We start from the raw sequence: 12470 nt of genomic DNA on the forward strand, positions 1-12470 counted from the left end.
TATCGATTTATTGTTTTTTTATTCACTGCACCCGGATTATGAAAGCGGGAAGGTCTCCGTGAACAGGAAAGAGATGAGATGAAACTACATGAATCCTAAGAAAGCCCGCAAGTTTATATTGGCGGGCTCACTTTGTACACAAAAGGCATCAGAAAACGTATCTTTCATCAAATGATGTTCCCAAACCAACTCCAAAGCAACACCTTCAACTCCTTAGTTATAATTTCTATCCAAATTGTACAAGCCCTAAAAAAATGTAGGCAAACTCGATTTTCACCGAGTTTGCCTACATTCAGAGCCCGCCAGTTATATCAGCGTGCTTTCTTTTTCTTCAGGAAACCGTTATCGCTGCCGTCTTGGTTTCTGCAAAAACATGGAGCACAGGAACCTCTTCCTTAACCGTCTTAAACTTAAGGACCTTCTGAACCACATCACTTTTCTCTTCGATGATGGTCATCCCTTCCAAAGTTACATTAAAGCTTCCTAAATTTGATTTCAACTCTCCTTCGATCGCCTTACCTGTTGGCAGGGTCAGCTGGACTTTTCCAGTGATTGACTTAGCATGGATCGAATCGCAATCCATCCCTGAATTCGTACAGATGATTTCCCCATTGAAAGTTTGGACATCCAATTTCTTGAAGTATCCATCGGCATTAATCGCTCCATTCAGGGTCTCGGCTTCCAAGTCATTAAAGTTGGTATCCGCAATGGTGATCATCCCGTTAGCTGTTTCAAGCTCACACGAATCACCCGTAACCTGCATGATATGAATGGCACCATTCGCCGTCTTCGCTTTAAGGTTCTCTGATTTCAATGATTCAGTCGTGATTGCGCCATTGAACATCCTTATATGGATATCCTCATATTCCTTCCTTGGAATGTACATGATCGTATCAACCTTTATGGATTTTTCACGAACCTTGAACCTCAATTTTCCATTTTCAATAGTGAAATCGACTTCTTCCAAAAAGTTCTTCCTGGCTTCTTCTATATCTTCCACACGGTATACCTTAGCTTCGCATTCAACCCTGACATCATTATGGTCCCATGCGGCGATTTTTATTTTCCCATTTGCTATATCCACATCAACTTCATTCAGGAAATCATGATCATGCTGGAAAATATGACTGACCTCCACAGATTTCCCAAAATTGAAATCAAGGTCCGTTTCTTTGATTTTCTTAAAAGCACTTTCAACGAAATCAATAATCTTTTCTTTCGATGACTGGATATTCTTCTTAAACGTATCCTGAGTGCTTCCCTCGCTTTTCTTATCCACGACTACCGTCGATAATTCATTTTGCAATTTCTGCTCTTTAGCTTCACTTTCCTGACTGGCTTTATCTAATTCTTCCAATAAGCCCATGGCTTCTTCCGCTGATAACTTTCCATCCTGAATCATTTCTAAGATTTTCTTTCTTTCCTCCTGCATGAACATTCCTCGCTTTCTTCTATCATTTTATTCATACATACGCCCAGATATCTAAAAAGTTTCATAAATACCGTTTTTCCCATCATTCGACAAAGGGAAATGACAATTTCCGAAAAGGAAGATGTATGATTTCCCCGGAAATATCTTGTTTTCCTATTCTTTAATCAAACGATTGATTAAATGCGCACCGTCATTTTTCTACAAAAAAACAAGCCTGATGGCTTGTTCCTGACTGTAGATAAACTTGAAGAAAAGCCGGTTTGCCTACAGTTTTTTATAAAAACCATTCCAATGGATTACAGTAAAAAAACATGAAGGATAATCTAGTCTTTTTTTTAATGATGGTTCGGAATGAGACCGTTCCGAACCCCCTTTTTTCTACAAACAGAAACAAGCCTGATGGCTTGTTCTTTTAAGCATGTTCATGCTGAGTTTCTTTTTCTTCAATCCAATTTTCCATACGAATTTGATCACGGGTAAGTACAGGTTTTAAGTATTTTCCCGTATACGATTCGGAAACTTCACATATTTTTTCAGGTGTTCCATAAGTGACGATTGTTCCGCCCTTATCTCCGCCTTCCGGTCCCAGGTCAATAATATGGTCCGCCGTCTTGATGACATCCAGATTATGCTCGATCACCAGAACTGTATCCCCATTGTCAACCAGCCGCTGCAGAACCTGGAGCAGCCTTGCTATATCGTGGACATGAAGTCCGGTAGTTGGTTCATCCAAGATATAAAAGGAGCGCCCAGTGGAACGGCGATGCAATTCAGAAGCAAGTTTCACCCTTTGCGCTTCACCGCCTGATAAAGTGGTAGCAGGCTGTCCAAGCTTGATATAACCCAAACCAACATCATAAATCGTTTGTAGCTTCCGTTTGATTTTTGGGATATTTTCAAAGAAACTAACGCCTTCCTCAACTGTCATATCGAGGATGTCGGAAATGTTTTTCCCTTTATATTTCACTTCAAGAGTTTCTCGGTTATAACGTTTCCCATGACAGATTTCACATGGGACATAGACATCTGGAAGAAAATGCATTTCAATCTTGATAATGCCATCACCTCGGCATGCTTCACAACGGCCGCCCTTCACATTGAAACTGAACCTTCCTTTTTTATAACCGCGGATTTTCGCTTCATTAGTCGAGGCAAATACATCACGAACATCATCGAATACACCCGTGTAGGTAGCTGGATTCGATCGTGGGGTTCTGCCGATCGGTGATTGATCAATATCAATGACTTTATCTAAATGCTCAATTCCCTTGATCTCACGGAAATCGCCTGGTCTGGCTTTTGCCCTATTCAGCTTTTGAGCCAACGATTTATGGAGGATCTCATTCACTAATGTACTTTTCCCTGATCCAGAGACTCCTGTAACGGCTGTAAAGACTCCAAGTGGGAATTTCACATTAACGTTTTTCAAATTATTTTCCTTGGCACCTTTTATTTCAATGACACGGCCATCATTTTTCCGGCGTTCCAATGGCAATGGAATGAATTTCTTCCCTGCTAAATATTGGCCCGTTAAGGATTTAGGGTTATTCATGACCTCTTCCGGAGTACCAGCGGCCACTATTTCCCCTCCATGCGCTCCTGCTCCAGGACCAACATCAATCAAATAGTCCGCAGCAATCATCGTATCTTCATCATGCTCGACAACAATCAGGGTGTTCCCGATTTCGCGCATATTCTTCAATGTTTCGATCAATCGATCGTTATCCCTCTGATGCAGCCCTATTGAAGGTTCATCCAAAATATAGAGTACTCCCGTCAATCGGGAACCGATCTGCGTAGCCAATCGTATACGCTGCGCTTCACCGCCTGATAATGTTCCCGCTGCCCTGCTCAACGTCAAATATTCCAAACCTACATTAGCCAGGAAACCGAGCCGCTCACGAATTTCACGTAAAATCAATCTCGCAATTGCAGCTTCCTTTTCAGTCAAATCAAGCTCATCGAAAAATACTAACGCATCTTCCACTGATAAAGCTGTCGTTTCACTTATATGGACCCCTTGAATGAGCACGGAAAGACTCTCTTTTTTTAATCGATGACCCTTACAGGTCGGACAGTGATGTTCTGACATATATTTCTGCATTTGCTCACGAATATAGTCTGAACTCGTCTCCTTGAAGCGCCTTTCGATGTTTCTTAACACTCCTTCAAAAGGAATATATCCTTCTTGCACTCTTCCAAAATCATTTTTATAGCGGAAATAAATCTTATCTTTACCTGAACCAAGCAAGACCTTATCCATCTTCTCTTCCGGTAAATCTTTAACGGGCACATCCATATCTATCCCATAATGGTTGGCTACCGCTTCAAGGAGCTGCGGATAATATTGAGAACTCGTCGGCTCCCATGGTGCAATCGCATGTTGGCGGAGGCTTAATTCGTTATTCGGGATGACCAGATCACGGTCCACCTCAAGCCTCGCCCCCAAGCCATCACAATCTGGGCATGCCCCAAATGGGCTATTGAAGGAGAACATTCTCGGCTCTAACTCTTCAATCGAAAATCCGCAGTATGGACAAGCATGATGTTCACTGAACAGCAGCTCTTCCTCACCCATGACGTCAATGATGACTTTGCCTTCGCCAAGCTGCAAAGCACTTTCCAATGAATCTGCGAGCCGCGCCATGATACCCTCTTTAATGACGATCCGGTCTATGATGACTTCAATTGAATGCTTTTTATTCTTTTCGAGAGTGATCTCCTCGCTGAGATCATGCATTTCCCCATTCACACGAATGCGGACATATCCTTGTTTCTTAACTTCCTCCAAGACTTTTGCATGTGTCCCTTTTCTGCCCGAGACAAGCGGTGCCAATACCTGAAGCTTGGTTCGCTCAGGGTAATCAAGAATGCGGTCCACCATTTGCTCAATCGTTTGTGAGGTGATTTCAATATTATGGATCGGACAGGTCGGCCTGCCGACCCGTGCAAATAACAGCCTTAAATAATCATAGATCTCCGTAACAGTCCCTACGGTTGAACGAGGATTTCGACTGGTCGTTTTCTGGTCTATGGAAATGGCTGGTGACAAACCTTCGATCGCATCGACATCCGGTTTATCCACTTGGCCTAAGAATTGACGAGCATAAGCGGATAGTGATTCTACATAACGTCTTTGCCCTTCTGCATAAATCGTATCAAAAGCCAAGGAAGACTTTCCAGATCCGGATAATCCGGTCAGTACAACAAGTTTGTCTCTCGGTATCGTGATATCAATATTCTTTAAATTGTTGGCCCTGGCGCCTTTTATCACAATTTTATCCATTGCCATGTTTCGTCACCCTTCCGCTTTCAACTCTAGTAATAAATCACGCAGCTCGGCAGCTCGCTCGAAATCCAGTGCCTTTGCCGCTTCCTTCATTTCTTTTTCCATGCTCTCCATCACTTTTAAACGCTCTTTTTTAGGGAGCTTCGCGAGGCTTGGCGCAAGGTCTTCTTTATACTCTTCGCCTTCTTCGGCTACATGAGTCGCCCTTATGGAGTCACGGATATCCTTTTGAATGGTTTGAGGCATTATTCCATGCTCTTTATTATAATCTTCCTGGATTTCACGGCGCCGCCTCGTTTCATTGATGGCAAGTTCCATCGAATTCGTGATGCGGTCTGCATACATGATGACGTGACCGTTGGCATTACGGGCTGCACGGCCCATTGTTTGAATAAGCGAACGTTCTGAGCGAAGGAACCCTTCCTTATCGGCATCCAGAATGGTCACCAACGACACTTCCGGTATATCCAGGCCTTCCCTTAAAAGGTTGATTCCAACGAGTACATCATATTTGCCCATTCGAAGTTCCCGGATGATTTCTATCCTTTCCAAGGTCTTCACTTCCGAATGAAGATATTGGACCTTGATGCCGATTTCCTTTAAATAATCAGTTAAATCTTCGGACATCTTTTTCGTCAAGGTCGTAATGAGCACACGCTCGTTCTTTTTGACGCGCTCCTGTATTTCACCGATCATGTCATCTATCTGCCCTTCAATCGGCCGCACTTCTACCGTCGGATCCAGCAATCCGGTAGGACGGATGATCTGCTGAACCATTTCTGGCGTATGTTCGAGTTCATATGGTCCCGGAGTTGCAGAAACGAATATGGATTGATGTACCTTTTTTTCAAATTCTTCAAATCTTAGCGGGCGGTTATCTTTTGCAGACGGCAGACGGAAGCCATGATCGACGAGCACTTGCTTCCGCGCCTGATCTCCATTGAACATTCCGCGGATTTGCGAAAGGGTTACGTGTGATTCGTCCACGACCAATAGGAAGTCCTCTGGAAAGTAATCCATTAAAGTGTATGGTGTCGCACCTGAGGGACGAAGGGTTAAATGGCGGGAATAGTTCTCGATCCCTGAACAAAAGCCCATTTCCCGCATCATTTCCAAATCATAACGGGTCCGCTGCTCCAAGCGCTGTGCTTCAAGGAGTTTTTCATCTTCCCTTAATTCCTTCAATCGCTCTTCCAGTTCCGTTTCGATATTTTGAATGGCTATCCGCATTTTCTCTTCGCGGGTTACGAAGTGGGAAGCCGGGAAAATCGCGATATGTTCCCGTTCACCAGTAATTTCACCAGTCAGGGCATCGACTTCACGGATGCGGTCAATCTCATCCCCGAAAAACTCGACCCGTACGCAATGTTCATCACGTGAAGCCGGGAAAATTTCGACCACGTCGCCGCGAACGCGGAAGGTCCCCCGTTGGAAAGCAATATCATTCCTCTCATATTGAATATCCACGAGTCTGTGCAGCAAGGCATTCCGGTCTATTTCCATGCCTGTTCGGAGGGAAACAACCATCTCCCGGTACTCTTCAGGGGAACCGAGCCCATATATGCACGAAACACTGGCAATGATGATGACATCTTTCCTTTCGAACAAAGATGAGGTTGCCGAGTGACGCAGTTTATCGATTTCATCATTGATGCTTGCATCTTTTTCGATGAATGTATCCGTGGATGGAACATAAGCCTCTGGCTGGTAGTAATCATAATAGCTAACGAAGTATTCAACGGCATTATTAGGGAAGAACTCTTTGAACTCACTGTAAAGCTGCCCTGCCAACGTTTTATTGTGGGCAATGACAAGAGTCGGTTTATTGATTCTTTGAATCACATTGGAAACGGTGAACGTTTTCCCTGTCCCCGTTGCCCCCAATAGCGTCTGCATTTCCTTGCCTTCCTTAATCCCTTCGACCAGCATTTCAATCGCTGCCGGTTGATCTCCTTGAGGAGAGTATTTTGAGACTAACTCAAACTTATCCTTCACCAAGCATAGCCTCCTATTGAAATATTTTTATATGAAAACGGGACATGCCTATATCCCTTCTATTTATTCCGGTTTAATAAAGCATATATACACATTCTACCACATTAGCCTTAAAACAAACCAGCAATAAGCGAACATCCATTCTATTTTTGTTTTATGGACTTCATGATGTGTTGAGGGGAATGACATGTTTGAGTACAAAAAAAGCACCTTTAGTGTCAGGCGCTCTTGGATGTACGTTTCATCATTCTTTTTGATAACCAAAATCCCACTGTCAGGGATAAGGCATCGACGATGATCAATAAGTTTGTATGCGTATAACCTTTATATGCAGAAGCTGTAATCAAGGCAACAGTTAAAACAAGGCCCACGACATTGTTATAGGTGACTCTTGAAAATAGCATGACAAGAAGACAAGGAAGGAAAAGGGCAGAAAGAATTTTAATCATTTTTTCATCTCCTTTATAAGAGAAAAATAGAGTAGTTTCAGTTTAAATGATTATCAAGTTTTTTGCCAATCAATTTCCTACTTGATTTTCAAGGCATCATCAGAAGAGCATTCCACATATCCTCCAATTATGCCCATAAAAAAAAGAGGCAAACCCCTTTAAAGGGAAGTTTGCTTCTTTTCAGCCCACTCAATATGGATCCGCTTCATGTCCTTTTCTAACGGCGTCCTCAGGGTTATCCGTCCCACCCAGAGGTTTTGAAGAGTCCGTATGTTCAGAAGCCGCGGCCAGTCCCTCTTTCAATCTGCGGCCATACTCTTCATCGGCCTCTTCGGCAAGAGCTATCATTTTTTCCTGAATGCGCTTGTCGGCAGGAGCCAATGCCGCCACTAAATTGGAAATTAAATCGTCTTTTTCCCAATCCTCGAATTCACGGAATGTTTCACCAGCCTGTTTCGTATTGTTTTGGCGATCGATTGTCTCACGAACAAGTTTCCCTTCCACCATAGGTGTATACTCCTTGCCCGTCTGCTTGGCTTCTTTCAAGCCGCCGACAGTTGATGGTTCGTAGTTGATGTGGGGGCTTTGGCTGCCTCTGCCAACTTCATATTGCATCTGTCCGCCAGTCTGATTCGTGGCTGTTGGTTTCTTTGGAGCATTAATCGGCAATTGCAGATAATTCGCACCAACACGGTGGCGCTGTGTATCGGAATAAGAGAATGTACGTCCCTGTAACATCTTGTCATCAGAAAAGTCCAGTCCATCCACTAGGACACCGGTGCCGAATGCAGCCTGTTCGACTTCAGTGAAATAGTCTTCAGGGTTTTTATTCAAAACCATCGTACCAACATGCAGCCATGGGAACTCATCTTTCGGCCAGATTTTCGTATCATCCAGCGGATCAAAATCCAACTCAGGATGATCATCATCACTCATGATCTGTACGTTGAGATCCCATTCAGGATAGTCCCCGCGTTCGATCGCTTCATATAGATCCTGTGTGGCATGATTGAAATTCGTAGCTTGAATTTCATTTGCCTCTTGCTGTGTCAGGTTCTTGATCCCTTGTTTCGGTTCCCAATGATACTTGACAAGCACCGCTTTCCCTTCCTCATTGACCCATTTATAAGTATTGACCCCTGACCCTTGCATCATGCGGTAGTTAGCTGGAATGCCCCATGGGGAAAACACAAAGGTAATCATATGGAATGTTTCAGGTGAGCTCGAGCAAAAATCGAAAATCCTCCTGCCGTCCTGAATGTTCGTGACCGGATCGGGTTTGAAGGCATGAATCAAATCCGGGAATTTCATGGCATCACGGATAAAGAAAATTTTCAGGTTATTGCCTACAAGATCCCAGTTTCCATCCTCCGTATAAAATTTAACCGCAAATCCCCTGGGATCACGTAACGTTTCCGGGGATGTCCCTCCATGAATAACAGATGAAAATCTCACGAATACCGGGGTTTTTTTACCTTCTTCCTGAAAAACCTTCGCTCTCGTATATTTTGAAATAGGCTCTTCCCCCGCTTTACCGGTCGGAACGAAATAACCATGTGCACCTGCACCACGGGCGTGCACCACCCGTTCAGGGATACGCTCCCTATCGAAGTGGCTGATCTTTTCCAGGAAATCATAGTTCTCAAGTGTACTAGGTCCTCTGTTTCCTACAGTTCTAAGACTCTGGTTATTCGTTACCGGGTGCCCTTGCCTGTTCGTTAATGTTTCTTTCGATTCATCATTTGGTTTTTTGGATTTATCAGACAAAAATATCCCTCCTCTGTTAATAAAAGCCATAATACTACTATACTTTCCCCTTTTCCCTATATTTCACTCTTCAATCTTCAAATTTAATTGAAATTAGTTAAATTCCCCCTATATATCGCTGATCATATGTTTATGCCATTAACAACTGGTGTAAATCATATAATGATAAGAAAGCTTTGAAGCATTTAGTAGAAACATGGAGGAAGCATACCCATTTTTGTATATGACAACAGCGCTCCATTATAATGAACTAAGGATAAAAAATTCAAAAAGCGGGGTGCCTTCATTGGCCGAATCAATTTTAGGAAGACTTAGCAGGATGATGACTGGAAAAACCGGTCGTTGGGTTGTCATTGCTGTATGGATAATTGCAGCAATCGCATTAACCTTCACATTGCCTGCCGTAAATGATCGAACAGCAAATAATGCCGCAGACTTGCCCGAAGACTCACCTTCTGTCATGGCTGATGAACTTATTAAAGAAGAGTTTCCAAAATCCTCTGGATTACCTGCCCTCCTTACATGGCATCGGGAAAGTGGACTGACAGAGGCCGACTTGGCTGAAATCCAGTACCTTTCCAAAGAACTGACAGATAACCCATTGACACAGCAATCTTTTTTACCGCCGCTTCATGAAATTCCGTTGCCTGCTCTTCAAGGATCGGTTTCAGAAGATGGAACGACTTTCGTACAGCCGCTTTTCTTTAAAGAAAAGACCGAGACTGAAATTCTCGAAAAAAATCTTGAAAGCATTAATGAGCAAGTATCGGAACGCATTGGATCGGACCCATTCAAGGTCCCGACAGATTCAGATGAATTATCCCTTCGAGTGACAGGCCCTGTAGGGATATCCGTCGATGCAACCGGTTTATTTTCAGGTGCTGATTTCAAATTACTATTAGCGACAGTAATACTTGTACTTGTCGTCTTATTACTCATTTACCGCTCCCCGCTTTTAGCCATCATTCCTCTAATCGGAGTAGGCTTCGCCTATATTGTCACGAGCCCTATTCTTGGATTCATGGCAGACCATGGTTGGATTACAGTCGATTCACAGGCAATTTCAATAATGACCGTATTATTATTCGGTGCCGGAACGGATTATTGTCTATTTTTAATTTCTCACTACAGAAGTGAATTAAGGAATCATGAAAGCAAACGGAAAGCCATGATCGCCGCATTTAAAGATTCATCAGGCGCCATTGCGATGAGCGGACTTACGATCGTCATCTCCCTGCTAACATTGCTTGTAGCCAAATACGGAGCCTACCACCGTTTCGCTGTACCATTCAGCTTGTCCATTTTAATCATGATGCTGGCAGCTTTAACACTTGTACCGGCATTGCTTTCTGTATTCGGAAGGGCTTCCTTCTTCCCGATCGTTCCGCGTACTCCTGAAATGGAAGAAGCACGGGCTAAGAAAAAGGGAAAAGCCGTCAAAAAGCATAAAGATGGCCGCATCGGTAAATGGCTTGGTCATATCGTCACGACCAAGCCATGGACTGTCATTCTTACATGCCTGATCATCTTCAGTGTTTTAGCTGGATATTCTTCACAAATAAAATATTCATATGATATTCTCTCTTCCTTCCCTGAAGATATGAACTCCCGTGAAGGCTATTCTGTTATTTCCGACTCGTACTCACCGGGCGAACTGGCACCAGCCACAGTGGTTATCGATACGGATGGTGAAGATATCGATTTAGCGCCGGCATTAGAGAGGATGAATATTGTTGAAAGTGTTTCCGATCCAGTCACAAGTAAATCCAATAAAGATCTGCAATCCTATGAGGTCACATTCAACTTGAACCCATATGCTATCGAGGCCATTGATTCCATTCCGGAAATCCGCACAATGGCGGAGAAAGAATTGAAGGCCGCCAATATATCTTCCGTTGACGAAAAGGTTTGGATTGGCGGGCAAACTGCGACGCAATTCGATAAAAAGGATACCGTAAAATCCGATGAGTTCATGATCATCCCGATCATCATCGTCCTGATTTCCCTGCTCCTCTTAGCCTACTTGCGATCTGTGTCAGCCATGGTGTATTTAATGGGGACAGTAATTCTCTCATTCTTTGCAGCAATGGGCTTAGGTTGGATAATCCTGCACTATTTCATGGGTGTCGATGCCATAGAGGGAACAATTCCACTTTATTCTTTCGTATTCCTGGTTGCGCTTGGAGAGGATTATAACATTTTCATGGTTTCAAGCATTTGGCGTAAGAAAGAAACGATGCCAATCCAGCAGGCCATCAGAAAGGGCGTTGCCGAAACAAGCGGTGTCATCACTTCGGCCGGAATAATCTTGGCAGCGACTTTTTCCGTTCTAGCCACACTTCCGATTCAAGTATTGGTTCAATTCGGGCTCATTACTGCTCTTGGTGTGTTAATGGACACATTCATTGTGCGCCCGTTCCTTGTTCCTGCAATCACCGCCCTACTTGGCCGCCGTGCTTTTTGGCCGAGTAAAGTGACTAATCAAGAAGAGAAAGAACATGTCAATTAATTAAGGTGTCAGCTTTATTCTCCTTTCTAAGAGAAAACCCTGTGCTCCATAAATGCACAGGGTTTGAGTTTGTAGACAAAGGGGTTTTACCTAAAATTTTAAAACAAAGTTGATTGGAACGGAAGGTGCGAGACTCCTGCGGGAAAAGCGCGCCGAGGAGGCTCCCGGACCGCCCGCGGAAAGCGAGTGCCTGGAGTGGAAATCGACGTTCGAGGTTTTATAAACCTTCATAAAAACTGAGACAAACTTGATTTTCATCGAGTTTGTCTACAGTCTGAAAACCCTGTGCCCAATAAAATGCACAGGGTTTTTCATGTTTTCAAAATTAAGGAAAACTTTCAGTTGACACTATTGCTTCCACCTCTTATAATTGCATTAAGTTAAGATATCTCAAATTAAAGATATATAAATTCAAGATTAATAATCAGGAGGAATAAACATGACAAATACAAAATGGACAGTCGACCCGACTCACAGTGCTATTGAATTTTCCGTAAAACATATGATGATCGCAAAAGTAAAAGGAAGTTTTAATAAGTTCGATGCAAGCATTCTAGCAAACCCATTGGATCTAACAACTGCAGAAATCGATTTTACCGTTGATGTGGCCAGTATTGACACACGCAATGCAGACCGGGATAATCACTTGCGTTCCGCTGACTTCTTTGATGTAGAAAACAATCCTACTTTAACATTCAAATCAACAAAAATCGTGAAGACGGATGAAGATGAATACGATGTAACCGGAAATGTGACTCTTAATGGAATCACACAAGAAGAAACTTTCAGCATCACCTTCGAAGGCCAAGGGAAAGATCCATGGGGAAATGAAAAAGCTGGATTTAGCGGAAAAGGGAAAGTCAAACGCAGTGATTATGGGCTAACCTATAACGCGGCATTAGAAACAGGCGGCGTACTGATCGGCGATCAAATCACGCTTACCATTGAAATCGAAGCAGCTAAAGAAGCTTAATGAAAAGAAGCAGCAGCCATCCCTAGGATGACTGCTGCTTTCTACATTTATCGGAT

Annotated in this window: 7 protein-coding genes; 2 read left to right on the forward strand and 5 right to left on the reverse strand. The window is 43.3% G+C overall.

Translation table 11 applies throughout. The features are described from left to right. Nucleotides 1–331: 331 nt before the first annotated feature. From AC3ISB_RS26455 to AC3ISB_RS26475, 5 genes are all read right to left on the reverse strand, one after another. Nucleotides 332–1432 (reverse strand): DUF4097 family beta strand repeat-containing protein, encoded by a 1101-nt coding sequence (locus AC3ISB_RS26455; RefSeq protein ID WP_144527553.1) that lies wholly within the window; start codon nucleotides 1430–1432, stop codon nucleotides 332–334. Nucleotides 1433–1844: 412 nt separating this feature from the next. Further along, the gene (gene uvrA / locus AC3ISB_RS26460) at nucleotides 1845–4724 is read right to left on the reverse strand and encodes an excinuclease ABC subunit UvrA (protein ID WP_141992807.1); all 2880 of its coding nucleotides are present in this window, start codon (nucleotides 4722–4724) and stop codon (nucleotides 1845–1847) included. A gap of 6 nt (nucleotides 4725–4730) precedes the next feature. Next, a complete protein-coding gene (uvrB, locus tag AC3ISB_RS26465; RefSeq protein WP_377409891.1) occupies nucleotides 4731–6716 on the reverse strand; it encodes an excinuclease ABC subunit UvrB in 1986 nt (661 codons plus the stop codon). A 218-nt stretch (nucleotides 6717–6934) separates the two neighbouring features. After that, nucleotides 6935–7165, reverse strand: coding sequence for a CsbA family protein (locus AC3ISB_RS26470; protein WP_034309928.1), 231 nt, complete (start codon nucleotides 7163–7165; stop codon nucleotides 6935–6937). 189 nt (nucleotides 7166–7354) lie between these two features. Continuing rightward, nucleotides 7355–8962: a catalase gene (locus AC3ISB_RS26475; RefSeq protein WP_489275018.1), complete on the reverse strand. Its 1608-nt coding sequence runs from the start codon at nucleotides 8960–8962 to the stop codon at nucleotides 7355–7357. A 256-nt stretch (nucleotides 8963–9218) separates the two neighbouring features. Here AC3ISB_RS26475 and AC3ISB_RS26480 point away from each other — a divergent pair, with 256 nt between their 5' ends. Together AC3ISB_RS26480 and AC3ISB_RS26485 are read left to right on the forward strand one after the other, a co-directional pair. After that, nucleotides 9219–11441: an MMPL family transporter gene (locus AC3ISB_RS26480; RefSeq protein WP_489275020.1), complete on the forward strand. Its 2223-nt coding sequence runs from the start codon at nucleotides 9219–9221 to the stop codon at nucleotides 11439–11441. A gap of 439 nt (nucleotides 11442–11880) precedes the next feature. Next, entirely contained in the window at nucleotides 11881–12414 is a 534-nt protein-coding gene (locus tag AC3ISB_RS26485) for a YceI family protein (RefSeq protein ID WP_098371566.1), read from the forward strand. The last annotated feature ends 56 nt before the right edge of the window (nucleotides 12415–12470 follow it).

The organism is Peribacillus sp. GL_122, from assembly GCF_057835005.1.

What these genes read in the sequence shown, in the direction of transcription:
- AC3ISB_RS26485 (WP_098371566.1), top strand. Translation starts at nt 11,881, where the DNA reads ATGACAAATACAAAATGGACAGTCGACCCGACTCACAGTGCTATTGAA.
- AC3ISB_RS26475 (WP_489275018.1), bottom strand. Translation starts at nt 8,962, where the DNA reads ATGGCTTTTATTAACAGAGGAGGGATATTTTTGTCTGATAAATCCAAA.
- AC3ISB_RS26470 (WP_034309928.1), bottom strand. Translation starts at nt 7,165, where the DNA reads ATGATTAAAATTCTTTCTGCCCTTTTCCTTCCTTGTCTTCTTGTCATG.
- uvrA (WP_141992807.1), bottom strand. Translation starts at nt 4,724, where the DNA reads ATGGCAATGGATAAAATTGTGATAAAAGGCGCCAGGGCCAACAATTTA.
- AC3ISB_RS26455 (WP_144527553.1), bottom strand. Translation starts at nt 1,432, where the DNA reads ATGCAGGAGGAAAGAAAGAAAATCTTAGAAATGATTCAGGATGGAAAG.